The sequence below is a fragment of the Streptacidiphilus fuscans genome, from assembly GCF_015690355.1.
In the GTDB taxonomy this organism is placed as follows: Bacteria; Actinomycetota; Actinomycetes; order Streptomycetales; family Streptomycetaceae; genus Streptacidiphilus; species Streptacidiphilus fuscans.
In genome coordinates, this window is the sequence record NZ_JADPRT010000001.1 from 220,088 (window position 1) to 243,330 (window position 23,243).

General features: G+C 70.1%; 23 protein-coding genes and 1 pseudogene. 11 read left to right on the forward strand and 13 right to left on the reverse strand.

Annotated elements, in window-relative coordinates:
• Positions 1–3: 3 nt before the first annotated feature.
• Positions 4–615 (reverse strand): TetR/AcrR family transcriptional regulator, encoded by a 612-nt coding sequence (locus I2501_RS01015; protein ID WP_196191811.1) that lies wholly within the window; start codon positions 613–615, stop codon positions 4–6.
• A 107-nt stretch (positions 616–722) separates the two neighbouring features.
• Here I2501_RS01015 and I2501_RS01020 point away from each other — a divergent pair, with 107 nt between their 5' ends.
• The 3 genes from I2501_RS01020 to I2501_RS40090 all read left to right on the forward strand — a co-directional run bounded on the left by I2501_RS01020 (position 723) and on the right by I2501_RS40090 (position 5,045).
• Positions 723–1,967, forward strand: a complete 1,245-nt coding sequence (locus I2501_RS01020) for an NADH:flavin oxidoreductase/NADH oxidase family protein (RefSeq protein ID WP_196191812.1) — start codon at positions 723–725, stop codon at positions 1,965–1,967.
• Positions 1,968–2,060: 93 nt separating this feature from the next.
• Positions 2,061–2,327, forward strand: a complete 267-nt coding sequence (locus tag I2501_RS01025; protein WP_196191813.1) for a metal-sensitive transcriptional regulator — start codon at positions 2,061–2,063, stop codon at positions 2,325–2,327.
• Positions 2,328–2,876: 549 nt separating this feature from the next.
• Positions 2,877–5,045: an MMPL family transporter gene (locus I2501_RS40090; RefSeq protein ID WP_196191814.1), complete on the forward strand. Its 2,169-nt coding sequence runs from the start codon at positions 2,877–2,879 to the stop codon at positions 5,043–5,045.
• A gap of 74 nt (positions 5,046–5,119) precedes the next feature.
• Here I2501_RS40090 and I2501_RS01035 read toward each other — a convergent pair whose 3' ends face one another.
• Positions 5,120–7,342: an alkaline phosphatase family protein gene (locus I2501_RS01035; RefSeq protein ID WP_196191815.1), complete on the reverse strand. Its 2,223-nt coding sequence runs from the start codon at positions 7,340–7,342 to the stop codon at positions 5,120–5,122.
• 345 nt (positions 7,343–7,687) lie between these two features.
• Here I2501_RS01035 and I2501_RS40445 point away from each other — a divergent pair, with 345 nt between their 5' ends.
• Entirely contained in the window at positions 7,688–10,075 is a 2,388-nt protein-coding gene (locus I2501_RS40445; RefSeq protein WP_196191816.1) for an ATP-binding protein, read from the forward strand.
• Here I2501_RS40445 and I2501_RS01045 read toward each other — a convergent pair.
• On the reverse strand, positions 10,048–10,608 hold the full coding sequence (locus tag I2501_RS01045; RefSeq protein WP_196191817.1) for an RICIN domain-containing protein: 561 nt from the start codon (positions 10,606–10,608) through the stop codon (positions 10,048–10,050). The genes I2501_RS40445 and I2501_RS01045 overlap by 28 nt on opposite strands.
• Positions 10,609–10,743: 135 nt before the next feature.
• On the opposite strand from I2501_RS01045, the pseudogene I2501_RS40900 reads away from it, so the two are divergent.
• Together I2501_RS40900 and I2501_RS01050 are read left to right on the forward strand one after the other, a co-directional pair.
• A pseudogene (locus I2501_RS40900) lies at positions 10,744–10,803 on the forward strand (nucleotidyltransferase domain-containing protein); the annotation flags it as partial.
• Between the two features lie 78 nt (positions 10,804–10,881).
• Positions 10,882–11,430: a GNAT family N-acetyltransferase gene (locus tag I2501_RS01050; RefSeq protein ID WP_196191818.1), complete on the forward strand. Its 549-nt coding sequence runs from the start codon at positions 10,882–10,884 to the stop codon at positions 11,428–11,430.
• A 19-nt stretch (positions 11,431–11,449) separates the two neighbouring features.
• Here the strand turns inward: I2501_RS01050 and I2501_RS01055 are convergent, their stop codons facing one another.
• Positions 11,450–11,593, reverse strand: coding sequence for a hypothetical protein (locus tag I2501_RS01055; protein WP_196191819.1), 144 nt, complete (start codon positions 11,591–11,593; stop codon positions 11,450–11,452).
• Between the two features lie 141 nt (positions 11,594–11,734).
• Between I2501_RS01055 and I2501_RS01060 the strand changes: the two genes are divergently transcribed.
• Complete coding sequence (locus tag I2501_RS01060; protein WP_196191820.1) at positions 11,735–12,118, forward strand: winged helix-turn-helix transcriptional regulator; 384 nt, start codon at positions 11,735–11,737, stop codon at positions 12,116–12,118.
• A 179-nt stretch (positions 12,119–12,297) separates the two neighbouring features.
• Here the strand turns inward: I2501_RS01060 and I2501_RS01065 are convergent, their stop codons facing one another.
• A complete protein-coding gene (locus I2501_RS01065; protein WP_196191821.1) occupies positions 12,298–12,687 on the reverse strand; it encodes a nuclear transport factor 2 family protein in 390 nt (129 codons plus the stop codon).
• A gap of 97 nt (positions 12,688–12,784) precedes the next feature.
• On the opposite strand from I2501_RS01065, the gene I2501_RS01070 reads away from it, so the two are divergent.
• Both I2501_RS01070 and I2501_RS01075 read left to right on the forward strand, forming a co-directional pair.
• A complete protein-coding gene (locus I2501_RS01070) occupies positions 12,785–13,504 on the forward strand; it encodes a TetR/AcrR family transcriptional regulator (protein WP_196191822.1) in 720 nt (239 codons plus the stop codon).
• A 211-nt stretch (positions 13,505–13,715) separates the two neighbouring features.
• Positions 13,716–15,377, forward strand: a complete 1,662-nt coding sequence (locus I2501_RS01075; RefSeq protein ID WP_196191823.1) for a beta-1,3-glucanase family protein — start codon at positions 13,716–13,718, stop codon at positions 15,375–15,377.
• A gap of 217 nt (positions 15,378–15,594) precedes the next feature.
• Here I2501_RS01075 and I2501_RS01080 read toward each other — a convergent pair whose 3' ends face one another.
• From I2501_RS01080 to I2501_RS01090, 3 genes are all read right to left on the reverse strand, one after another.
• Positions 15,595–16,593: an aminoglycoside phosphotransferase family protein gene (locus I2501_RS01080; RefSeq protein ID WP_196191824.1), complete on the reverse strand. Its 999-nt coding sequence runs from the start codon at positions 16,591–16,593 to the stop codon at positions 15,595–15,597.
• A gap of 166 nt (positions 16,594–16,759) precedes the next feature.
• On the reverse strand, positions 16,760–17,143 hold the full coding sequence (locus tag I2501_RS01085) for a limonene-1,2-epoxide hydrolase family protein (protein WP_196191825.1): 384 nt from the start codon (positions 17,141–17,143) through the stop codon (positions 16,760–16,762).
• Between the two features lie 21 nt (positions 17,144–17,164).
• Entirely contained in the window at positions 17,165–18,073 is a 909-nt protein-coding gene (locus I2501_RS01090; RefSeq protein WP_196191826.1) for an NADP-dependent oxidoreductase, read from the reverse strand.
• An 87-nt stretch (positions 18,074–18,160) separates the two neighbouring features.
• Between I2501_RS01090 and I2501_RS01095 the strand changes: the two genes are divergently transcribed.
• A complete protein-coding gene (locus I2501_RS01095) occupies positions 18,161–18,718 on the forward strand; it encodes a MarR family winged helix-turn-helix transcriptional regulator (RefSeq protein ID WP_196191827.1) in 558 nt (185 codons plus the stop codon).
• Positions 18,719–18,881: 163 nt separating this feature from the next.
• On the opposite strand, the gene I2501_RS01100 is transcribed toward I2501_RS01095, so the two are convergent.
• The 3 genes from I2501_RS01100 to I2501_RS01110 form a co-directional block, all read right to left on the reverse strand.
• Positions 18,882–19,352 carry a nuclear transport factor 2 family protein gene (locus I2501_RS01100; RefSeq protein WP_196191828.1) on the reverse strand — a complete coding sequence of 157 codons (471 nt, stop codon included), beginning with the start codon at positions 19,350–19,352 and terminating at the stop codon, positions 18,882–18,884.
• A 109-nt stretch (positions 19,353–19,461) separates the two neighbouring features.
• Positions 19,462–19,656: a hypothetical protein gene (locus I2501_RS01105; RefSeq protein ID WP_196191829.1), complete on the reverse strand. Its 195-nt coding sequence runs from the start codon at positions 19,654–19,656 to the stop codon at positions 19,462–19,464.
• A 162-nt stretch (positions 19,657–19,818) separates the two neighbouring features.
• The gene (locus I2501_RS01110; protein ID WP_196191830.1) at positions 19,819–20,802 is read right to left on the reverse strand and encodes an aldo/keto reductase; all 984 of its coding nucleotides are present in this window, start codon (positions 20,800–20,802) and stop codon (positions 19,819–19,821) included.
• A gap of 91 nt (positions 20,803–20,893) precedes the next feature.
• On the opposite strand from I2501_RS01110, the gene I2501_RS01115 reads away from it, so the two are divergent.
• The gene (locus tag I2501_RS01115) at positions 20,894–21,484 is read left to right on the forward strand and encodes a TetR family transcriptional regulator (protein ID WP_196191831.1); all 591 of its coding nucleotides are present in this window, start codon (positions 20,894–20,896) and stop codon (positions 21,482–21,484) included.
• A gap of 41 nt (positions 21,485–21,525) precedes the next feature.
• Here the strand turns inward: I2501_RS01115 and I2501_RS01120 are convergent, their stop codons facing one another.
• The gene (locus I2501_RS01120; RefSeq protein ID WP_196191832.1) at positions 21,526–21,846 is read right to left on the reverse strand and encodes a DUF4387 domain-containing protein; all 321 of its coding nucleotides are present in this window, start codon (positions 21,844–21,846) and stop codon (positions 21,526–21,528) included.
• A complete protein-coding gene (locus I2501_RS01125; RefSeq protein ID WP_196191833.1) occupies positions 21,843–23,213 on the reverse strand; it encodes an acyclic terpene utilization AtuA family protein in 1,371 nt (456 codons plus the stop codon). Before I2501_RS01125 ends, I2501_RS01120 begins: the two co-directional genes overlap by 4 nt.
• Between the last annotated feature and the right edge of the window lie 30 nt (positions 23,214–23,243).

Sequence of the window (23,243 nt, forward strand, 5' to 3'; positions counted from 1 at the left end):
CGCTCAGTGTCGAACGTCCTTCGCGACATGACGGGCCGTCAGCGAAGCGGCGAGGAGCGCCTGGACCGCTCCGTGGACGTGGTTCGCGACCGTCTCGGGGGCGGAGGAGTCGAGCTTGCCGTCCAGCAGCAGGAACGCCAGCCCGTGGACCAGGGCCCACACCGCCGTCGACAGGGCCTCCGGGTCGCTGCCGGGGAAGACGCCGTGGACGAGGTCGCGGACGTACTGCGTGATGGCGGCTGTCGCCGCCACCCGCTCCTCGTCCGTCGGGTCGCAGGGCTCGGCGAACATCACCCGGAACAGCGCGGGGCGTTCGAGCGCGAAGCGGACGTACGCGACGCCGACCTCGGCCAGCTCGTCAGGGGTCGTGGGCGCGGGGTGCACCGCGACCAGGGACTCGGCCAGCTCGCGGTAGCCCTCCGCGGCGACCGCCGAGACCAGCGCCTCGCGGTCCGCGTAGTGGCGGTAGGGGGCCGTCGCCGAGACGCCGGCCCGGCGTGCGACCGCCCGCAGGGACAGACCGGCGCTGCCGTCCTCCTCCAGCAGCACCCGTGCCGCGTGCAGGCAGGCGGCGCGCAGGTCGCCGTGGTGATAGGAGCCGGTCGTCTGTGGCATGGGTCACCCTCTCCAATGTTTACGGCGCATACATTCCTCGCCTAATGTGAGCGCTGTACACATCGTAGTCGTTCGACTCGACGCACCCGATGAACAGGAGATTCCCCATGGCCGGCGCGCTGTTCTCGCCGCTGCATCTGCCCTCCGGGGCGGTGCTGCCCAACCGGATCGCGAAGGCGGCCATGGAGGAGAACCTGGCCGCCGCAGGCCAGGTGCCCGACCGGAAGCTGATCGACCTCTACCTGCGCTGGGCCGCGGGCGGCACCGGTCTGCTGATCACCGGCAACGTCATGGTCCACGCCGAGGCGCTGACCGGTCCGGGCGGCGTGGTGCTCGACGACGCCGCGCCCTTGGCGCCGTTCGTCGCGTGGGCCAAGGCGGGCAAGTCTGCGGGCGGGAAGATCTGGATGCAGATCAACCACCCCGGTCGCCAGATCGCGTCCGACATGCCCGGCGTCGTGTGGGGACCCTCCGACGTCGGAGTCGACCTGGGCAGGCTCAGCAGCCGGTTCGGCAAGCCCGTCGCGATGACGGCGGATCAGATCGAGGCGACGGTGAAGCGGTTCGCGGTCACCGCGCGCCGGGCCGAGGAGGCGGGCTTCGACGGCGTGGAGATCCACGCCGCGCACGGCTACCTGCTGTCGCAGTTCCTCTCGCCGCTGGTCAACAAGCGCACGGACCGGTGGGGCGGGTCGCTGGAGAACCGCGCCCGGATGCTGCTGGACGTCGTCCGCGCGGTACGCAGCGTGGTCTCGCCGTCGTTCGCGGTCGCCGTCAAGCTCAACTCCGCCGACTTCCAGCGCGGTGGCTTCGACGCCGACGACGCGCGTCAGGTGATCGAGTGGCTGGCGCCGCTCGGCGTCGATCTGGTCGAGCTGTCCGGCGGCAGCTACGAGAGCCCCGCGATGGCCGGCCGCCCCGCCGACGCGCGCACCGCCGCCCGGGAGGCCTACTTCCTGGAGCTGGCCAAGGACTTGCTCACCACCAGCCCCCTCCCGCTGATGCTCACCGGCGGCATCACCCGCCGCGAGACCGCCGAGGCGGTCCTGGACAGCGGCGTCCACGTCGTCGGCATGGCCACCGCCCTCTCGGTCACCCCCGACCTGCCCAACCGCTGGGTCGAGGGCCGCGAGGCCGACCGGCAGATGCGGCCGGTGGCCTGGTCCAACAAGGCCCTCGCCTCGGCGGCCGGCATGGCCATGGTCCGCAGGCAACTGCGCCGCATCGCCCGCGGCAACGCCCCGAAGCCCGGCACCCGCCCGGCCGTCGCACTGTTGGCCGACCACCGCCACCAGCGCAACGCGCTGCGCAGCTACCGCGCCTGGCTGCCCACCGCGCAGGGCACCCGCTGACGGCCCGGGCGGTGGGACGGCGGTGGGACGGAGGCGACACCGGCCCCTCGATATACCCACCGGGGTACAGTGGCAGGGTTCGAAGGAGGCGACATGCAGGTGGACGAGGCCGCGGTCGGGCCGGTGCTGAATCGGCTGCGTCGGGCGCAGGGGCAGTTGGCGGGTGTGATCGCGATGATCGAGGCGGGGCGGGACTGCAAGGACGTCGTCACGCAGCTCGCCGCGGTGTCGCGTGCCCTGGATCGAGCCGGGTTCAAGATCGTCGCCAGTGGGATGCGGCAGTGCCTGATCGAAGCCGAGGAGGGCGGCGCGCCGATGAGTGAGGCGGAGCTGGAGAAGCTGTTTCTCACCCTGGCCTGACGCAGGCGTGACGCGGGTGGTCGGGAGCGTTGCTCGGGGCCACCCGCGATTTCCGTGTCGCGCATTCCCCGGCCGCCCATGGCGCAGTCATCGGCCGAACGGCCACCAGGAGCGCTTCGGCTCCGGCGGGCAGGTGCAGCGCTGTGCCTTGGGCATGCCGGCGAGCACCTGGTCCACGTGGTTCCCGCAGCCCGCGTAGGTGGCCTTGCCGCACTTCCTGCACGTCACTCGACGGCACATGTCACACGTCCCTTCCGTCCGGGGGTCGAGCCGCCGGATCGTCCGCTGTGCAGTCCACAATACCCCCAGGGGTAATATCCACAGTGTCGCCCGTGCTGGTGGGGCGGGCGCCCAGCCGGGCGCGGCGGACGCGTGGTCGGGTGGAATGCATCGATCCGCTTGACCGTTCAGGTAGCCTGAAGGATACCCCCGGGGGTAATGTGCAAAGTCTGATGATGCGGGCCCGCCCTATGCGGGCCTCTTTTTAGGCCCTCGCATATACCCCCACCCGTATGTGACCTGACTCGTCTCACCGGAACGGAGCACGACGTGAACCCCGCCCCCACCGCCGCCACACAGGCGGACACGGCCCCACCCCCGACACGCCCGGCGAGCCCCGGCCTGCTGGGCCGACTCGGCGCCTGGTCCGCCCAGCACGTCAAGGTCGTCCTGGCCGCCTGGATCCTGGTGGTCGTCGCGTTGGGCGCGTTCGCTCCGCAGGTCACCAGCGCCCTGTCCGGCGCGGGCTGGCAGGCGGACGGTTCGCAGTCGGTGAAGGTCCGTCAGCTCGCCCAGCAGCACTTCGCCGGCGACGCCTCCTCGGCGATCGAGATCGTGGTCACCGCCGACCAACCCGTCACCGACCCCGCGGTCCAGCACGTCATCACCGAGGCGACCCGCATTGCCGCCGCCGACCCGCGCGTCTCCACCGTCGTCGCCCACCAGCCCGGTGCGACCATCAGCAAGGACGGTCGCACCGCCGTGCTGCTCGCCGGTGCCAAGGCCTCGCCCGACGACATGGTGCGCGCCGCCGATCACCTCAAGGGTCCGCTGGCCGCCTTGTCCGGCCACGGGATCACCGTCCACGCCACCGGCGCGTCGGTGCTGTGGAGCGACTTCAACGCGGCCAACCACGATGCCATGATGAAGTCGGAGATCACCTCCTGGCCGGTCACCCTGGCTATCCTGGTGCTGGCCTTCGGCTCCCTGGTCGCCGCCGGGCTGCCCCTGCTGCTCACCATGGCCGGGCTCGCGGCATCCGCCGGATCCCTGGTGCTGATCAGCCACCTGTTCCCGGTGTCCGTCTGGGCCATGAACTTCGCCATGATGTTCGCCCTCGCGCTCGGCATCGACTACGCCCTGTTCCTGGTCGTCCGGTACCGCAGTGCGCGCATGGGACGCTCCCTCAGCAGTACGGAGGCGGTGGCGGAGACCATGGACACCGCCGGCAAGGCCGTGCTGCTGTCCGGTGCGACGGTGCTGGTGAGTCTGTCCGCCGTGATGCTCGTCCCCTCGCCCGCGTTCCGGTCCATGGCAGGCGGCATCATGCTGGCCGTGCTGTTCGTCCTGGGCGCCACGCTGACCCTGTTGCCCGCCGTCCTGGGCAAGCTCGGCCACCGTGTCGACGCCCTGGCGCTGCCCTGGGTGAAGTCCGGCGAACACCGCTCCCCGCGCTTCTCCGGCTGGGGTGAGCGGCTGTGGAAGCACCCCGTGCGCTACGGAGCCGTCGCGCTCGCCGTCCTGCTGGCCCTCGCCGCTCCGGTGATCGGCCTGCGCACGGCGATGCCGTCGATCACGGTCCTCCCGCAGGACGCGAGCGCGCGGGCCGGGTACACCGCGGTCCAGGACGCCTTCGGCGCCGGCGCCCCCGGCACGCTGCAGATCCTCACCCCGTCCGGCACCGCGCAGGAGGTGGCCGCCCAGGTGGCGCACACCCCCGGAATCGCCGGAGCCATGCCCGCCCAGCCCGCCGCCGACGGCTCCGGCTGGTCGATGATCCAGGCCGTCCCCACCGTCGACCCCTCCAGCCCCCAACTCGCCCACACCGTCGACACCCTGCGCGCCGAGCTGCCCAAGGACACGCTTGTGGGCGGCGCCGCCGTCGAGAACCTCGACCTGCAGCACCTGCTCACCCAGAAGACACCCCTCGTCATCGGCGTCGTGATGGGACTCGGGTTCCTGCTCCTGCTCATCGCGCTGCGCGCGCCGCTGATCTCGGCACTCGGCACGGCCGCGAGTCTGCTGTCCACGGGAGCCGCGTTCGGCGTCGCCCGCCTGGTCTTCCAGGACGGCCACGGAGCCTCGCTGCTGGGCTTCCACCCGCAGGGATTCCTGGACGGCTGGGCGCCGGTGTTCTTCTTCGCGATGATCTTCGCCATCGCCATGGACTACACCGTCTTCCTGCTGGCCTCCGCCAAGGAACACTACGAACGCAGCGGCAACCCACGGGAGGCGATGGTCGGCGCACTGGCCCACTCGGGGCGGGTGATCTTCGCTGCGGCAGGCGTCATGGTGGCCGTCTTCTTCACCTTCGCCCTGTCAGGTCCCCTGCCCCCCAAGGAGATGGGCATCGTGCTCGGCGTCGCCGTGCTGCTCGACGCCGCCCTGGTCCGCCTCGTCCTGCTGCCGGTCATGCTCCGCCTCACCGGACGCGCCGCCTGGCACACCCCGGCCTGGCTGGACCGCGTCCTGCCGAAGATCAGCTTCTCGCACGGCTGACCATGGCTGACCGGAAGGCATGGTGGACCGACGCTGCCGGGCAGCCGCCGCGAGGCGACCGCCCGGCGCTCGGCTCAGCCCGCGTGGTGCTCCACGAGGGCGAACCGTCCGTTGTCGCCGTGGCCGTAGCCGACGGCGAAGAGCTGGCCGTCCCGGGTGGCGGCGATCGCCGCGACGACGCAGTCGTTGGTGTTCAGGTACGGCACGTCGACGGTCTGCCAGCGGCCGTCCTTGAGCGAGGCCACCAGCGGGTCCAGGAACTCGGTGGTGGTGTCGAGGTAGCTGCCGACCAGCGTCGGGACGCCGTGGGCGACGGCGATGCCGGTCACGTCGCCGAAGCCGGAGCCCATCTGGCTGAGCAGCGTGGCGGTCCAGTGTCCGTGGGCGTCACGGTGCAGGACCAGCGGACGGGCCGTGTGTGCGGCGTCGTCGCTCTGGCCTGCGGCCCAGACCTGGCCGTCGGCTGTCACGGTGACGGCCTGGAGGAGGGAGCTGGTGATCCCGGCGTCGGGCACGGTCACGGCGGTCCAGCGGCGGCCGTCGTAGTGCTCGACCAGCGGGGTGTCGCCGGTGGTGCCGTTGCGCTGGCCGACGGCCCAGATGTCGTGCGGGCCCTGGGCGGTGACGCCGTACAGGTGGTTGCCGGTCGCGCCCGGCTCGGCGGCGTCGACGACGGACCAGCGGTGGCCGTCGAAGTGCTCGACCAGGGCGGAGAAGCCGCCGTTCGCGTTCTCCTGGTCGCCGACCGCCCACACGTCGTCCGCGGAGGACGCGGTCACCGAGTAGAGGGTGTCATGGACCGAGGTCAGCTTGGGCAGCGCGGCAGGGTGCCAGGCGTGTCCGTCCCAGGCCTGGACGAGGCTGTGGGACTGGCCGCGGTCGTCCATCATCACGCCCACGGCCCAGGCTCGGCCCGGGACGGCGGCGACGCCGTAGAGGGCGTTGAAGTTGGTGCCCGCGACGCCGATCGGCGTGTTGGTCCACTTCGTGCCGTCGTAGTGGGCGGCCAGGGACAGCATCGCGTCCTGGTTGCCGGCGGCCGTGTCGGGCAGCATCGAGCCGACCGCCCACACGTCCTTGGGCGAGACCACGGCGACCGCGCCGTAGTTGTTGTCGGCGGTGCCGAGTTGGGGCTGCGGCTGGACGGTCCAGCCGGCACGGCTGCCGGTGAACGTCGTGGTCGTGACCGGCTCGGTCGGGACCGGCGTCGGGGTCGCGTAGGTCGGAACGGGCAGCGGGCGGAAGGCCTGGGCGGCCGAGCCCTTGCCGGTCACCGCGTACATCGGCGACATCGGCGCGGTGGTCGCGTCGCAGGAGTGCTGCAGGCAGGCGACGCCGAAGTTGTCCTGGATCGTGCGCAGCATCGAGTAGTGGCTGTACGCGGCACCGGCCTGGAGGTGACGCGGGCCGTGGCTGGTGACGACCACGTTCACGGTCCGGCCGCCGCCCGCGCCGCTGGTGTCGGTCTCGTCGCCCTCGTCGACGACGACGTCGATCGCGTTGTCGCCCTGCTTCCAGAACGACGCGCCGGTGATCTCGGCGACGAGGCTGCCCAGTTGGGCGTCGCCGGTGGCGACCAGGCGCTGGTCCTCTGGGTCGCTGCCGCCGGTGGTGCCGGAGTCGACGCAGTACGGCGGGTCGCCGTGCATGTCGAGGCACTCGCTCGGGACGACGTAGCCGAACTGCGGGACGTGGCCGGTGCGCAGATCCTGCGTCAGCTGCCCGAAGCCCACCTGGCGGGACCAGTCGGCGGCGTTCCAGTCGGTGGTGAAGTTGGCGATGCCGTTGTGCTTGGCCGCGTACAACGGGTCCTTGTCCGGGGAGCCGTTGCAGTTGGCCGGGTAGCAGATGCCCTGGTAACCCGGGTGCGGGAGGTTCTGGAAGTAGCCCTTCCAGCTGACACGGGCCTGGTCGAGCTCGGAGATCAGGCTCGGGGCGTCGACCTTGTTGACGTAGTACGGGTTGTCGTAGCCCTGCACGCCGAAGGTGCTGCCGCCCAGCATCGCGATGTAGTTCACCTCGCTCGGGTGCGTCACGGCGGAGTAGTTCGTCGCCGAGCCGTAGGTACGGGCCAGGGCGTTGAGGTTGGGCGCGGCCGGGTTGCCGATCAGGTCGGTGTAGCCGTGGTTCTCCAGGACGACCATGAAGACGTGGTCGTAGTGCGGAGCACCAGGGGCGTGCGCTGCGGTGACGTGTGCTGTGGTGGCGGGGCTGTGCGCGGACGCCTGCGGCGCCAACGCCAGTCCTGCCACTGCGGCGCAGGCAACGCCGACGGCGCGCAGTCTCTTCGCTGACATGAGGGTTCCAATCAAGCTGACAACTGCCTGGTCAGGGCAGCGACTCGGGTGTTCGAGGGGAGATCCTGATGGGACAAAAGGTGCTTTTCAGGCATTCCATAGCGGCGGAACGCCCAACTCTGGGTGAACAGAAGGAATTTCACGTGCCCCGGTCCCACCCTTTTCGGCGGAGCGCGCGCCGTCCACGGGGGAACTACTCATTTCCGGGCCCGGATCCGGTGCCGTGAGGGCGCGGCTCCCGGCGCGTCTACGCGCGCTGACCAGGGGTGTTAGGCTGCCCGCCACCCCGGCCCCACACGAGCGGCGCAGCGCGGTACCGCACAGCACAACGGCGAGGAGAGACCGGTGGCACGACCTTCCACCGCGAGAGACGGCGACAGGGACGGCGACAGAAGCGGCGGGACGGGCCTGCCGGCCGAGGTGGCGAGCTTCGTCGGGCGGCGGGACGAACTGACGGCCGTGGCAGGCCTGTTGACCACGTCCCGACTGGTGACCCTGGTCGGCGCCGGTGGCGTGGGCAAGACCCGGCTGGCGCTGCGCGTCGCGGCGGGTGCGGTCGCCGCGTTCCCCGACGGCGTGCGACTGGTCGAACTGGCCCCGCTGCGGGACGCGACGCTGCTCCCGCAGAGCGTCGTCGACGCGCTCGGCATCCAGGAACACTCGGACCGTTCCCCGGCCGAGGTGCTGCGCGACTTCCTGGCAGAACGTCAACTGCTGCTGATCGTGGACAACTGCGAGCATCTGGCCGCCCCCTGCGCGGCCCTGCTGGAGGAGTTGCTGCGGACCGCGCCGGGGCTCAAGGTGCTCGCCACCAGCCGTCAGCCCCTCGGCGCCGCCGGAGAGCACCTGTTCGCCGTGTCGCCGCTACCGGTGCCTGCGCTCGACCGGATTCCCGGGCCACGGGTCCTGTGCCGCAACGAGGCGGTCGAACTCTTCCGTCAGCGTGCATCCGCGATCCGGCCCGGCTTCGCTGTGACGGAGGAGAACTCCGCCACCGTGGCGCGCCTGGTCGCGGCGCTCGACGGGATCCCGCTGGCCATCGAACTCGCTGCCCCCTGGTTGCGCGTGCTCACCCTCGGGGAGCTGCTCGACGGTCTTGCCGACCGCTTCGCCCTCCTGGACTCGGGCGCGGTCGGGCCCCGCCACGCGCGGCGCACCCTGCGCGAGCTGATGGACTGGAGCTACGACCTGTGCTCGCCGCAGGAGCGGCTCCTGTGGGCCAGACTGTCCGTCTTCTCGGGCGGCTTCGACCTTGAGGCGGCAGAGGCGGTCTGCTCCGGGGACGGGATCCCGCGTGCGGCGGTGCTGACCCTGGTGGCCGGGCTGGTGGACAAGTCCGTGCTGTCCCGGCAGGAGACCGCGACCGGCACCCGGTTCCGGCCGCTGGAGACCGTCCGTGAGTACGGCGCGGGCCGGTTGGCCTCCGGCGAGGAGCGGCTCCGGCTGCGCCGCGCCCACCGCGACCACGTCCTCGCTCTCTTCCGGCGCGCGGAGCGGCAGTGGGTTGGGCCCGAGCAGATCGCCTGGTTCGACCGGCTGCGCCTCGACCACGACAACCTGCGTACCGCGCTGGAGTTCTGCGCCGAAGAGCCCGGCGAGGCGGAGGCGGGCCTGGCCCTGGCGGCGCACCCGCGGGCCTACTGGGTCGCGCTCGGCTCGCTCCGTGAGGAGCACCAGTGGCTGCGACGCCTCCTGGCCGTCGCCGGGGACGCCGGCGACGTCCGCACGCGGGCGATCGGCCTCGACGCGTGGTTCACCGTGCTGCGCGGCGACCTCGGCCTGGCCAGGACGCTGCTGGCGGAGCACCGTGAGCGCGCGGAACGGCTGCGCGACGCGGAGGAACTGGCGTGGGCGATCCACCACAGCGCCGTGGCCATAGGTCTGGAGCGGCTCACCGCCGAAGCCGTCCCGATGTTCGAGGAGGCGATCGCGCGTCACCGGGCGCTGGGGAACACGCTCGGCGTCATCAGCGCGCTCTTCGAACTGTCGCTCACCGAGAGCCTGGTGGGCGACGTCCAGCGGGGACTCGTCCTGAGCCGCGAGGCCGTCGCCGTCGCCGAGGCGGCCGGAGAGACGTTCCTGCGCTCCTACGCGGTCTGTGCCGAGGGGTTGGCCCTCTGGATGAGCGGCGACCGCGCCGCCGCCGACACCCGGCTGCGGGAGGCGATCCGACTCAAGCAGCCGTTCCGCGACCGCTGGGGCCTCACCCTCTGCGTCCAGTTGAGCTCCTGGAGCGCGGTCGAGGACGGCGAGTACCGGTACGCCGCGCACCTGCTCGGCATGCTCCGCGCCCTGTGGGAGGGCCTCGGCGCCACGGTGCTCCAGCTGGTCCCCTTCAACGTCGGCGCCCACGAGAGCTACGAGGCACGGGTGCGCGAGGCCCTCGGTCCGCGCGCGTTCCAGGCCGCGTTCGCACGCGGCGCGAAACTGACCCTGGAACAGATCACGACCGAGGTCCTGCGGGCCGAGTCCCGTGCGGACCCTTCGTCATCCGCTCACCCGCTGACCCGCCGCGAACGCCAGGTCGCCGGGCTGGTCGCTCAGGGCAGGAGCAACAAGGAGATCGCCGGTCAGCTCGTGATCTCCCTGCGCACCGCGGAGAACCATGTCGAGCACATCCTCGCCAAGCTGGGCTTCACCTCCCGCGCCCAGATCGCCGTCTGGGCGACCGAGCACGAGCACTCGCGGGCTGCTGGCGGCAGGCCTCAGAACCCGGGCTTCCAGTCCTGGTAGCCGCCGCTGTAGCAGTACGAGTTGATGTACGGCAACGCCTGCGGCTGGTTGGCGTCCAAGCAGGCGCTGGTCGCCGAGTTCTCGATGTTCCAGACAGGGGCGCTGGTACCGTTTCCGCCCAGCAGCCACTGCTGCCAGATGTCGCCCGGGACGCAGTTCGACACGTAGAGGGCGCCCGTCGACCCGTTCCAGGTACCCGGCTTGACGTCAAGACACTGGCCGGTCGCGTCGTTGGTGATCAGACTGGTGCCGGATCCCCCGTCGGCCAGCGCGACGCTCCAGTCCTGCCAGACGTCTCCGCTGACGCAGCCCGAGGTGTACACATTGCTGGTGCCAGGCTGGATGTCAAGGCAGTTGCCCTGGGCCCAGCTGCGCAGAATCCCGTTGTAGTAGGACGGTTGGCTGTTCGCTTGCGCTGGGGCCCCGAACGCCAGCGTGAGGCCGACCGCCATCGCAGCGACGGTGCCCGCCGCAGCCGCCTTGCGGCGCGCGTTGCGGCGGACGGGAGATGCGAGGTTCTGGAGGGTAGACACGGTCCGCAAAACACTCCGATCAAATGGATCTACGTGGCGCTCCAGTCTGTGCAACTGCCTTGCGCGTGTGCCAGATGCGTTCGGGCATACCGGCTGCCTGAACGCACCTCATCCGTCGAGGCGGTCTGGGCCCAGGTGGACGCCTGGATCGGTGGCGGCTGGGGCATCGACGCCCTCGTCGGCGAGCAGACTCGCCGACATCGCGTGCGACAACCGCGGACCAGGGTCGAATACCCGAGTGCAGTTGGACGCGGAGCACGGCAGGATGAGCGGATGGAGCAACCACTTGACGTGCCTGAACTCGCTGCCGGCGAGGGTTTCATGCTGCGGCCGTGGCTCATGTCGGACCTTGACCTCGTCCGTGAGGCGTCAGACGACGATCACATTCCGTTGATCGCGACGGTGCCGTCGCCGTTCTCCGAAGCGGAAGGCGTCGCGTTCGTCGAGCGGCAGTGGGGGCGGGCAACCAGCAGGACGGGGTATCCGTTCGTCATCGTCAGTCCTGACGGTGAGCCGATCGGCCACGTCGGGCTGCGGCTCAAGGACCTGGGGCAGGGGCGCGCGTCGCTTGGCTACTGGGTCGTCAAGTCGGCGCGAGGCCGGGGTGCTGCCGGGATCGCGCTTGAGGCAGTTGCAGGTTGGGCCCGGCGGGACCTGCGCATTCCCCGGTTGGAGCTCTATGTGGAGCCGTGGAACAGCGCCTCCTTGCGGACCGCGGAGCGCGTCGGTTTCCAACGCGAGGGCCTGATGAGGAGTTGGCAGCAGGTCGGTGCCGAGCGTCGGGACATCTTCATGTACTCGCTGCTGGCCGACGGGCAGTGACGCACGGTTCCGCCGACCGTCAGGTCAGCGGGACCAGTGCGATCGGTGAGGCCTGCGGAACGCCGTTGGCCGTCAGGGCGCTCGCGTAGTCGGCCTGCGGGAGGTCGTGGTAGCGGACCGGAGTGCCGGAGCGGGCACTGGTCTCGGCGGCGAGCTTCGACAACCAGGCGGCCGAGGTGGCCGGTCGCGCCGGTGACGACCGGTGTCATGGTGGGCTCCTTGTCGATCGGTCCCCTCGATCAACCCCACATGTCGTCCAAACCGTCCCTACGCGCAGGTACACACAATTTTGTATGGTACTGACATGAAGGAAAGTATCGAGGTCAGAGCTACTGCGGCGGGGAACCGCTCAGGAAATGTCTTCGAGCCGAACTGCCCCAGTCGGCTGCTGCTGGACCACGTGACCAGCCGCTGGGGCGTGCTGGTCCTGGTGGCGCTCTCGGACGGGACGATGCGGTGGTGCGAGATCCGCCGGTGGGTGAAGGGCATCACCGAGAAGATGCTGGCGAGCACCCTGCGCACGCTGGAGGCCGACGGGCTGGTGCTGCGCGAGGTTCATCCCGTTGTGCCGCCGCGGGTGGACTACAGCCTCACCGAACGCGGCCAGGAGCTCGTCGCGCTCCTGCTGCCGCTTGTGGAGTGGGCCACGGCTACCGCGGACGCGGACGCCCGCGAGGCGGCCGGCTGACCGTGCGGTCGGCCCGGGGGAGCCGGGCGTGCCGGCGTCCCGCAGGCCGTCGATCCTGCCGGATCCGTGATGGTCAGGTCATGGCCGCGCGGACCACAGGTCCATGTCGCCGGTGGCCGAGGCCAGGTACTGCAGGCGTACGGTCTCCGCCGGAGTGTGGGCGCTTTCCGCCGTGGCCATCAGAACATGCCGTTGTCGTTCGCGGACTGCTTCGGTACCTCCTGGATGACGTCCCAGTGCTCGACGACCTTGCCGTCCTTCAGACGGAAGAAGTCAGCCAGCGCGCGGCCGGGGTTGTCCGGATTGCCGGGCTCCAAGTCCAGGTGGGAGTGGGTGGCGACCAGGTCGCCCTCGGCGATGACCCGCTTGATGTCCAGCTTCAGGTTCGGGTATTCGCCGCGCAGCCAGCGCACGAAGCCGATGAACGCCTCGGGGCCGTCCTGGGCATCGGGGTTGTGCTGGATGTAGACGGGGCCGAAGTGGTCCGCGATCGCCTTCTCCGGGTCGCCGTCGAAAGCGGTCTGGTAGTAGTCGACGACGACCTGCTTGTTGCGCTCAAGGTCGGACATTGCCGCGTGGCTCCAATCTGGCGAACCCCCCAAACTGGTGTGACTACAAAAATAGCGTAACACCATGATTGTGATCTGGCCGTTACGCTTGACTGCCATGAGCTCACACACGGTCGACTGGATGGCGCTGCGCGCGCCAGAGGAGGGAGCCGGTCCCGCGGGCGGGCTGCGGGAACGGCGCAAGCGTGCCACCCGCCGCCTTCTGGTCGACACCGCCACAACAATGTTCCTCGAACGAGGCTTCGACGCGGTGACCGTCGTTCAGATCGCCGAGGTGTGCGAGGTATCGCCGACCACCGTGTTCAACTACTTCCCGACCAAGGAGTCCTTGGTCCTGGACCTGCCCGACGACCTGCTCGCCGCGCTCACTTCGGCCCTCGCCGAGCCCAGGACCACGCCGGTCGACGGCATGCTGTCCATCCTCGACGGCGAACTGGACAACCTGATCGGGTGGCTCCAGGCCCAGCCGGACTACGCCTGGGCCGTCGACGCCGTCCAACGCTTCGAGGCGATGGTCCGCGACACCCCGGCGCTGCGCGCCCACTACCGTCAGATGCTCGCGCGGATGACGGACGCGGCCTGCCAGGTCATCGCGGTGAGGTCCGGTCTGAGTCCGAGCGACCCTGAGCCGCAGATCGCCGCATCGTCCCTGATCGGCCTGTGGAGCGTCCAAGTGGCCTCCTCCTGCAAACACCTGGACGGACACAAGCCCCCGGACCAGGTGCGCCAAGCGGTCACCGCCGAGGTTCGCCGCGCCGCCGACCTGCTCAACGCCGGCCTGTGCGACTTCGCCGCCGTTCGCGTCGGCACTGCCTGAATCCGGTCTGACAGGGCGACGTCAGCGGCGACGCTGCCCGCACACGGACGGCAGGTGCCTGCCTGCAAGATCTAAACGGGCATCGGGTCATGGAGCGCCATTGCGTCACAAGTATTGACGCGAACATGCATGCCGGACGATAGTTTCGACCGGTCTACACCAATCCACCGCGCGTGCGGACGCGGGCCCAGTCAATCCCTTGGAGTGACTCTTGCTCTCACGACGCACCTTCCTGACCGCCACGGCGACGGCCTCCGCGGCCGCGCTGACCGCCCCGGCCTGGCTGCCCGGCCTCGCCACCCCGGCCGCCGCCGCCGTATCTCTTCCGATCACGCTGCAGAACAACTCCGGCTCCGCCGCCCCCGTCTACGCCTACATCTCCGGCGCCGACACCACCGGCTGGCCCGGCTTCGTCGCCTCTGACGGCACCTTCCAGCGCCTGCCCAACCCCTCCGCCACGCTCACCCCCACCCCCGACTACTCCATCGCGCTCGGCGCGACGGGCACGTCCACCACGGTCCCGCTGTCCGAGTACGTGATCGGCGGCCGCGTCTGGTTCTCGACCGGCCAGAAGATCCAGTTCTTCGTGAACCCGGGCCCGGGCCTGGTTCAGCCCGGCTTCACCAGTTCCGACCCCAACTGGCTCACCGACTGGACGTTCTGCGAGTTCACCTACAACAGCGCGAACCTCTACGCCAACATCAGCTACGTCGATCTCGTCGCCTCGCCGATCTCCATGCAGACCACAGGCAGTTCGGGCACCCAGACCGTCAGCCCCCTGCCCGCCGGGGCGCTGGCGTCGATCGCCTCCGGACTGATCAGCCAGCACGCGAGCGACGGCGCGCCCTGGGACACCCTGGTGGCCACCGACAGCAGCGGCGCCGTACTGCGGGTGATGGCCCCCACCCACGCCACCACCGACTTCGGCGGTTACTGGACCAGCTACCTCGACCAGGTCTGGAGCCGCTTCACCACGACGCCGCTCACCATCGACACCCAGTCCCAGGGCACCTTCACCGGCACCGTCTCCGGGGGAGTACTCACCTTCTCGGGCCTGAACGACGACGGCGTCGCCTTCACCCAGCCGAGCGCCGCCGACATCTTCAGCTGCAACAGCGGACCGCTCTACAACTCCGGCGGCGACGCCCGCGGCGCTGTGGCCGCACGCCTTGGAGCTGCGCTGAACCGCAGCACCCTGCTGCTCGCGGGCGGTGAGAACCAGCCCGGCGGCGTGGCGGCCTCCCAGTACTACGGCAACGCAATCACCAACCACTACGCGCGCCTGGTGCACCAGTACGCGACCATCGGCTACGCCTTCCCGTACGACGACGTCGGCCCCACCGGCAGCGCGCCGGTGGATGGACACCTGCAGGACCCTGCCCCGACCTCCTGGACCATCGCGCTCGGCAGTGGCGTCACCGGCTCGGGGGGAGGAGGTGGTGGCGGCGGGGGGAGCGTCAGCGCCTACAGCACCATCCAGGCCTCCACCTACTCCGCCCAGAGCGGCACCGGCACCGAGGCGTGCTCGGACGCCGGTGGCGGCCTCGACGTCGGCTGGATCTCCTCCGGGGACTGGCTCCAGTACAAGGGTCTCGATTTTGGCAACACCTCCCCGGTCCAGGTGCTCGCCCGGCTCGCCTCCGGCGCCGCCGCAGGCGTCAGCGGTGCTGTCCAGTTCCGGCTCGACAGCACCACCGGCCCGGTCGTCGCCGAGATCGACATCGCCAACACCGGCGGCTGGCAGAGCTGGGAGACCGTCCCGATGAACCTCGGCAGCAGCGCCACCGGGGTCCACGACCTCTTCCTGACCTTCGGCACCGGCAGCACCAGCGACTTCGTGAACATCCACTGGTTCACCTTCTCCGCCACCTGACACCACCCCGGCCGCAGCAGGTCGCACGCGTAATTCTTCGACGGTTCGCTGACCGTGGGTCAACGTCGCTGCAAAGCCGGCGACGTTGTCGGCGGACCGTCGTCACATCAAGGCCGTCACTCCGGCGCCCGCTTCTCCCAAGCTGTGACCGAGGCCGCCACCCACCTGACCGAAGCCCTGCGCCGCCCCCGGTTGTAGGCGGGAGCGGCCGCGACGATCATGCCTCGTAGGCGAGCGCCTTCTGCAGATGGAAGTCGGCGACGTCGAGCATCCACTTCCGGTCCGGGAAGTCGCCCTCGGCGATGCGAAGCGGGCCGCCGACCAAGTCCAGGTGCATGACGTACTGGTAGTACTTGACGCGCCGCGGGTCGAGGTCCGGGTTGCGGAGCGCCTCGTAGTGCGGGCCGAAGCGCATCCGCATCCAGCAGTGGTCCACTTCGATATCGGTGTACATCAGGCCCTCGATGTCGATGATGACGGGCTCCCCGTCCGGCCCGACGAGGGTGTGTTCCGCGCAGAGCTCGCCGTGGACCACGCCCAGCTCTGCGCGCGGTTCGAGTGCGGCGTGCAGAGTGCGGAGCTTCTCCTCCAGCATCGCCTCGCCTTCGGCCGCGCGGGCGTCACGGGGCACGGCAGTGGCAATGTTCACCAACGTGCGCTCCAGGTATGCCTGCTCGCAGGTCATGTCCAGCGGCGCACCCCCACCATCGATCCACGCCACCCGCCCGAACGCCGGCGCTCGGTAGGCGTGCATGCGCCGCAGCATGTCTGAGAGCTGGGCGAGCGTTCGCCGGCCGGCGTCCGGGTCGTGTTCCAGCAGCGCCTCCAGCGTTCCACCGCGGACGTCCTCCGCGACGGCGATGTCGGCCGGGTACAGATTCATGCTGCGGTCGGCGAGCAACAGCCGCGGTGAACGGGCTCCTACCGCTTCCAGCCGACGGGTGGCACCCTCGAAGAACTCGATGCCGGAGGCGTGGGCGAACGGGTTCGACGGATCGTCGTGACCGTCAGGAAGCAGCCCGTCCCAGTAGTCCTCGTCGGCGTTCCAGACATAGACGATCGTGCTGGTGGCGTCGTCCAGCGTGACCCGGTAGACGCCCTTCTTGGTGCCGTTGAGCAGGCGGTCGACGGCGGCGATGCGACGGTCGGTGCCGAACACCTCCCGGATCACCGGGGTCAGGGTTTGGGCGTCGGCGAATATTCGTTCAGCGGCCATGAGGACGATCTTGCCCCTCGCCGGAGGTGAAGGGCAGTCAATTCTTGCCGACCCCCCGAGAGATCACGCCCAGCCATGCCCAGTGGGGGTTCGGACTTCCTGCCTCCCACTGCGCGGTGAAGGATCGGCAGCGCGTGATCGAGCCGAGCCTTGATGAGGTCCGGCCTTATCCCATTCGGCTGGTGAACTGGTTGATGTCGAAGTAGTCGCGCCAGGCGTTGATCTTGCCGTCAGCGACCTCGAAGGTCCCCATGACCGGCAGTTCGAACGATCTGTCAGTGAGCCTGAAGACGTCCACCCGCTCGGTCATCACGACCGGTCCGTTGGCTGCGATGTTGATGACGCGGAACTCGATGTGCTCAATGCCTGGCGGGCCAGGGCGAATGAACGTGGTGATGGTGTTGGCGATGGCCTCTCGGCCGGTGGTCGGCTCGAGCGGGATGTTGTGGTACACGGCATCGTCGGCGAAAAAGGCTGCCAGCTCGGCGGCCCCAGCGTTGTCCGACCACGCTGCGCAGAACCTGCGTACTACTTCGATCGGGCTCTCCATCTTTGGCTCCTTCCACGGCCGCTAAAGGGTGAGGATGAGTTTCTCGTGCGCTGTTCCAGCTTCGAGGAGGGCGTGCGCCTGCGCGGCGTCCCGCATGGGCAGGAGCCGCTGGGCACGCAGGCGGAGTTGCCCGGAAGCAAGTAGCGGCATGGTCTGCTCAACCGCGTCGGGGGCGCGGTCCGGGGTGGGGGCGGAGAGGGTGACGCCGAAGTCGGCCGCGTGCTCGTCGGCGAGGGTGATCACGCGCGCGGGGCCGCCCGCGAGTTCGACAGCGTCGCGCAGACCGCCCTTGCCTCCGGCGTCGAAGACGGCGTCCACCTTGCCCACGTGCGTGCGCATCTGCGCAAGGAGCTGCGGTCCGTAGCGGACCGGGATCGCGCCGAGATCCTTGACGAACTGCTCGTCGCGAGTGCCGGTGGCGCCGAAGACTGTGAGGCCCTGGGACAGAGCCAGTTGGGTGGCGATCACGCCGACCGAGCCTCCGGCGCCGAGGACGAGCAAGGTCTCGCCGGAGGTGACGCCGAGTTGGCGCAGGACGCCGAGGGCGGCTTCGGCCGAGGCGGGCAGCGCCGCGGCGTCGGCCCAGCTGACGCCGGCCGGTTTGGCGGTCCAGGCCGAGGCGAGGGCGTATTCGCCGTACCCGCCGAGGGTGGGCAGCTGGGCGGCAACCTCTTCACCCACCGACACGCCGGTCACACCCGGGCCGAGGGCGTCGACGGTGCCGGCGGCCTCGAAGCCGAGAACAGCGGGGTCGGGCAGCGGGAAGACCTCTCGCAGGTCGCCCCGCCGGATCTTGAGGTCGGTCGGACCGACTCCCGCCGCGTGCACGCGCATCCGGACCTGGCCGGGTCCGGGGGCGGGCAGGGCGACTTTCGACCACACGAGCGCCTCCGGCGCTCCGTATCCGGTGAGCACTGCTGCATACGGCATGGGTGCCTCCTGCTCCTGCCGACCCGCGCGAGATGATGTGGGGGCGGCACGCCTCGAAGGTGGTGCTACAAAGAAAGCTTAGGTGATATGTCACGCAATGCCAACGGCAGCGCGCCGGTGCCCGAGGGCGGGTGGCTCGACGGCGAACAGCAACGGGCCTGGCTGGCGTACATCCGGGTTCAGCTGCGGCTGACCTACGAGATGAATCGCCAGCTCCAGTCCGACAGCGATCTGTCCCTGCCGGACTACGACGTCCTGACCGCCCTGAGCGTCGCCGACCAGGGCCTGATGCCGATCACGGTGCTGGCCGCGCAGATCGGCTGGGAGCGCAGCCGGGTCTCGCACCACGTGAGGCGGATGGCCAAGCGGGATCTGGTGAGCTGCAGCCCGTCCGAGAACGACCGCCGCGTGACCGAGGTGAGGCTGACCCCACACGGCCGGCAGGTCCTCGAGGCCGCGGCTGTGGGACACGTGGAACTCGTGCGTCACCTGTTCTTCGACGGCTTGCCCCGCGAGCTCGAAGGGCCGCTCAGCCAAGCGCTGGAGAGCGTCTACGCGAACATCATCGCGCAGGGCACACTGCCGCCGCCGGTGGACTGGCGCCCGCCCAAGGCGAGCGACCGGCGGGCGGCGGGCTCGGCCTGAACAGCCTGGCCGACGCCGGATCCTGACGGGCCTGCGCGCGGCGGAGTCTGCGGCGCTGGTCAGTTCGGCCACGTCGGTGGCGCTGGTCATCGCGGCCTGGTGGGGGAAGACTCCCGCCCGCTGACGGCCGGTTGGGCGGGGACGACGTCCCGGGGATTGGTGCTCAGGGGGAGCAGGGCCGGGTCTCGGTCCAGTCGACCATGAGGCGGCGTTCGGCGAAGTACCAGTTGCCGTCGGCCTGCTTGACGAACTGGTCGAGGTAGCGGATGGAGGCGATCATGATGGTGCGCTGCGGGGGCTGTTCGCGGGAGATGTGGTGGGCGATGCAGTAGCTTTCGCCGGTGGCGCGGTCGCCGTCGAGGGTGACGGTGCTCTGGCCGTTGAAGTGGGTGGTGGTCCGGTAGGTGTTCAGGTTGTCGAACACCGGGGCCAGGGAGTCGCGGCCGTTCAGTTCCTGGGTGGGTTCGGCAGCGGTGGCGTCCATGTAGACCAGGAAGCGGGTGTCCTCGGTGAACAGGGCCATCTGGCCCTTCGCGTCGCGGCGGTCGGCGCAGTGGGCGTAGGCGTCGACGAGCTCGCGGATGGCCAGCCGGTCAGCGGCTTCCTGCGGCGTGACGGGTGCGTGGGGGGACATGGCGTCTCCTTCGAAATCGGGTGCTGCAATTCGGGTATCAGTGGTCAGGGCCCGGTAACCGGTACGGTATGAGGCTCCGTCAGAGCTGCGGGTAGACGCGCGGGGTGCGTCATCCGGTGGCCGGTACGGGGTGGATGGGGGTCCAGGTGTAGGCGGTGCCGGCCGGGGTGACGCGGCCGAAGACGCCGTCGGTGAAGTGACCGGCGGCGATGACGGTGTCGGGGCGCTGGAGGATGCGGTTGCGCACCTTCCGGGCCCGGTCCGGGTCGACGTCCGTGGAGAAGACGCAGGTCGGCTCGGCCATCGATGCCGAGGTCGACCAGGATGTTCCGGTCTCCCGTTTGCACGAGGAAGGCGCCGAGGGTGAGGCGGTCGGCCGCGTGCGGCATTGCAGTGTCCCTTTTTGTGATCCGGAACTTCGGTTGACGGTGCGGGCCACGCACCCGGAAGGCCGGGTGGTGTCGGGTCAGCCGTCGAGGGTGCCCATGTGCTCGGGGGCGTACCGCTCCCCGGTGACGACGCCGTGCGGGGCGACGGCTTCGATCGCGGCGAGGTCCTGGTCGGTGAGAGCGATCTCCGTGGCCGCGATGTTCTCCTCCAGGTAGCGGCGGCGCTTGGTGCCGGGGATGGCGACCGCGCCCTGGTGCTGGACCCAGGCCAGGGCCAGCTGGGAGGGGGTGACGCCCTTGGCCTGGGCGAGGCTGTTGACCGCCTTGACGACGTCGAGGTTCCGGTCGAAGTTCTCGCCCTGGAAGCGGGGGTCGGTGCGCCGCCAGTCGTCGGCGGCGAAGTCGTCGGGGCTGGTGATGGCGCCGGACAGGAAACCGCGTCCCAGCGGGGAGTAGGCGACCAGGCCGATCCCCAGCTCCCGCAGCGCGTCCCGGACGCCGTTGTGCTCGATGCCGCGCTCGAACAGCGAATACTCGGTCTGCACGGCGGCCAGCGGGTGGACCGCGTGGGCGCGCCGGATCGTGGACGCCGAGGCCTCACACACGCCGATGTGGCGCGCCTTGCCCTCGGCGACCAGCTCGGCCAAGGCCCCCACGGTCTCCTCGATCGGCACGCCCGGATCGATGCGGTGCAGGTAGTACAGGTCGACGTGGTCGGTGCCGAGGTGCCGCAGCGACCGCTCCAGCGCGTGGCGCATGTAGTCGGGCCGGCCGTTGAGACCGACGACCTGCCCGTCGTCGGTGATCTCCACGCCGGTCTTGGTGGCCAGCACGGCGGCGTCGCGGCGCCCGGCCAGCGCCTTGCCGAGGAGTTGCTCGTTGGCGAACGGGCCGTAACTCTCGGCTGTGTCGAGCAAGGTGACGCCCAGTTCGAGCGCCCGGTCGATCGTGGCGAGGGACTCCGTCTCGTCGGTCGTGCCGTAGAAGGCGCTCATGCCCATGCAGCCGAGCCCCTGCACCCCCACGGTCAGACCCTCACTGCCCAGCGTGCGCTGTTCCATCACTGTCCTCCAAACTAACCGGATAGATACCAACGTAGATCCGCCTCTTCCGCGAGTCAACCAACTGGATAGTTAGTTGTATGGTTGGTTCATGCCACCACGCGATGCCAACGCCACCAAGACCCGTCTGCTCGACGCCGCCTTCGCCGAGTTCGCCGCCTACGGCATCGCCGGCGCCCGCGTGGACCGCATCGCTGAGAACGCCGGGGCGAACAAGCGGATGATCTACATCTACTTCGGCAACAAGGAGCAGCTGTTCGACGAGGTCCTGCGACGGGCGGTCGAGGCCGGCATCGCCGCCGTGCCGTTCGACGTCGAGGACCTGCCCGGCTACGCCGGAGCGATCTTCGACCACCTCGTCGCCCGGCCGGACCTCATGCGCCTGCGCCTGTGGAAGCTCCTGGAACGCCCCGACACCGACGGGCTCGAAGCCGAGGCCTTCGCGGGCAAGACCGCCGGCGTCGCAGAGGCGCAGCAGCGTGGCGACCTCGTCCGGGAGATGCTGCCCGACGACCTGCTGACCATGGTCCTGGCCGCTGCCCAGGCCTGGTTCTGGGCCGACGAGGGCGGCCGGCTCCAAAAGCCGGAACGCCTGGCCCAGCACCGGGCGGCGGTCGTCGAGGCCGCCCGCCGAATCATCGAACCCGGTCCATCTCCGCGGAGCCACGACATCCGCCCGTAATGCCCCGCTCGCCCGGAGTTGACTGGTCTTCTGATCGGTGGTCAGTCCGTTGCCGCGGGGACGGGAAGGTCGATCAGTGGCGCGTACTGCTGGCCGCCGTAGCAGTCTCGGTCGTGGACGTCGCCCTGGCGGACGGGGCGGGGAAAGGACACCTTCACGGCCTGGGCCAGGTCGTGATGCACCACCAGGACCTTGTCGGGGTCCGCGCCGTACAGGTCGGCGAACAGCTGCGGGTTCAGCACGCCGGCGGCGCGGACCTGGTCGTAGCTGTCGCGGTCGTTGCACATGAAGTCGAAGGTGAGGGTGAACGGGCCCGCGTTCTTGGAGCGGATCAGCGAGCACAGGTCGAGCAGCCGGGTCACGGCGCCACCTCCTGGTGGACGGTGCGGAACATCTCGAACGGGTCGGCGGGCACGGCCACGTGGTTGAGCGTGAACTGGTAGACCGGGCCGCGGTCGGTCTCCGGTGGGGAGAACGGGTAGGCGATGGTGCTGGCGAGTCCGTCGTAGCCGGGGATGGGCAGGTGCGAGGAGATGTGCGCGACGAACGTCGAGACTGCGTGCGCGATCTCCTGCGTGGGGGCGGTGACCGTGATCAGCACGCCGAGCTCGTGCACCTCGTCGAAGCGCTGCGGGTCCAACGGGCCGAGGACCGCGTCCTGGCCGTAGAGGCGGTAGTCGATGTCGACGTCGTCGGGGTTCACCTCGCCGCCGAACACGTCGAGGATCTTCGCGCGGAAGAAGTCCTGCGCCATCGGCAGCAGCTTGGGCAGGTGCTTGATGACGACCCGGTCGCGGATGCCGCCGACCGCGATGGTCTGGTGGCCGACCAGGCGGGCACCCTCCAACTTGATCGTGTAGGTGTCCGCCTCGTGGTACTCCGCCCCGGTCACCCGCACCGTGCGGTCATCGAGCGCGGTGTAGCTGGCACGGGTGGTGTCCAGGACGCCGGACGGTTCGACGACCCGGTGCGGGTGGGCGTTCTCGTACAGCGTGTGCGCGGCCACCGAGTGCGGGGTCAGCCGGGTGGCGGGGTTGAGCGGCTCGACGTCGAAGTGATCGTCGCGCAGCCGGACGAGCAGTCCGTCGGCGCCGGGAGGGATTGCGCACGCGGCCCCGCACTCCACGGTCTTGGCCATGTGCCAGGTCAGCCCCGGGTCAGCGCCGAGCAGGTGCGGCAGTGCCGCGAACAGCGCGGTGTCGCTGGCCCGCCCGGCGAGGATCACGTCGGCGCCCTCGGTGACAGCCCGCTCGATCGGTTCGACGCCCATCATGGCGACGACGTGGCTGCCGGTCACCGTTTCCAGGTCGATGGACGGTGCTGGGTCCAGCGGACGGATGTCGCCTGCGGCGTAGCGCTCGGCGAGGCTCACCGGGTCCTGGCCGGAGTAGATCAGGGCGAGCTTGAACGACAGGTTCTCCTCGGCGGCGATCTCGCGGGCGAGTTCGGCGACCAGGTCGACGCCCTCGTCGCGGCCGCTGGTGCCGCACGAGCCGATGATCAGCGGCACGTTCAGGGTGTCGCGGGCCTTGAGCAGCAGTTTCAGGTCGCGGCGCACCGCAGCCCGGGACAGCTTCGGCTCGCCGGTGCCCAGGTAGAAGGGGCCGGAGTCGGTGGAGCCCGCGTCGCAGGCGATCACGTGCGGCTTCATGGCGACGCCCCGTTCCAGGGACGCGGCCGGGAAGCCGGCCCCCAGGGCGCCCGTCGGCGCCAGGATCCTGATCTCCATCAGACGGTTTCCTCTCTGTACGAGCCACCC

Bases quoted from the DNA above. Each gene is read 5' to 3' on its own strand.
- I2501_RS01015 (WP_196191811.1), bottom strand. From the start codon at position 615: ATGCCACAGACGACCGGCTCCTATCACCACGGCGACCTGCGCGCCGCC.
- I2501_RS01020 (WP_196191812.1), top strand. From the start codon at position 723: ATGGCCGGCGCGCTGTTCTCGCCGCTGCATCTGCCCTCCGGGGCGGTG.
- I2501_RS01025 (WP_196191813.1), top strand. From the start codon at position 2,061: ATGCAGGTGGACGAGGCCGCGGTCGGGCCGGTGCTGAATCGGCTGCGT.
- I2501_RS01035 (WP_196191815.1), bottom strand. From the start codon at position 7,342: ATGTCAGCGAAGAGACTGCGCGCCGTCGGCGTTGCCTGCGCCGCAGTG.
- I2501_RS01050 (WP_196191818.1), top strand. From the start codon at position 10,882: ATGGAGCAACCACTTGACGTGCCTGAACTCGCTGCCGGCGAGGGTTTC.
- I2501_RS01060 (WP_196191820.1), top strand. From the start codon at position 11,735: ATGAAGGAAAGTATCGAGGTCAGAGCTACTGCGGCGGGGAACCGCTCA.
- I2501_RS01065 (WP_196191821.1), bottom strand. From the start codon at position 12,687: ATGTCCGACCTTGAGCGCAACAAGCAGGTCGTCGTCGACTACTACCAG.
- I2501_RS01070 (WP_196191822.1), top strand. From the start codon at position 12,785: ATGAGCTCACACACGGTCGACTGGATGGCGCTGCGCGCGCCAGAGGAG.
- I2501_RS01080 (WP_196191824.1), bottom strand. From the start codon at position 16,593: ATGGCCGCTGAACGAATATTCGCCGACGCCCAAACCCTGACCCCGGTG.
- I2501_RS01085 (WP_196191825.1), bottom strand. From the start codon at position 17,143: ATGGAGAGCCCGATCGAAGTAGTACGCAGGTTCTGCGCAGCGTGGTCG.
- I2501_RS01090 (WP_196191826.1), bottom strand. From the start codon at position 18,073: ATGCCGTATGCAGCAGTGCTCACCGGATACGGAGCGCCGGAGGCGCTC.
- I2501_RS01095 (WP_196191827.1), top strand. From the start codon at position 18,161: ATGTCACGCAATGCCAACGGCAGCGCGCCGGTGCCCGAGGGCGGGTGG.
- I2501_RS01100 (WP_196191828.1), bottom strand. From the start codon at position 19,352: ATGTCCCCCCACGCACCCGTCACGCCGCAGGAAGCCGCTGACCGGCTG.
- I2501_RS01105 (WP_196191829.1), bottom strand. From the start codon at position 19,656: ATGGCCGAGCCGACCTGCGTCTTCTCCACGGACGTCGACCCGGACCGG.
- I2501_RS01110 (WP_196191830.1), bottom strand. From the start codon at position 20,802: ATGGAACAGCGCACGCTGGGCAGTGAGGGTCTGACCGTGGGGGTGCAG.
- I2501_RS01115 (WP_196191831.1), top strand. From the start codon at position 20,894: ATGCCACCACGCGATGCCAACGCCACCAAGACCCGTCTGCTCGACGCC.
- I2501_RS01125 (WP_196191833.1), bottom strand. From the start codon at position 23,213: ATGGAGATCAGGATCCTGGCGCCGACGGGCGCCCTGGGGGCCGGCTTC.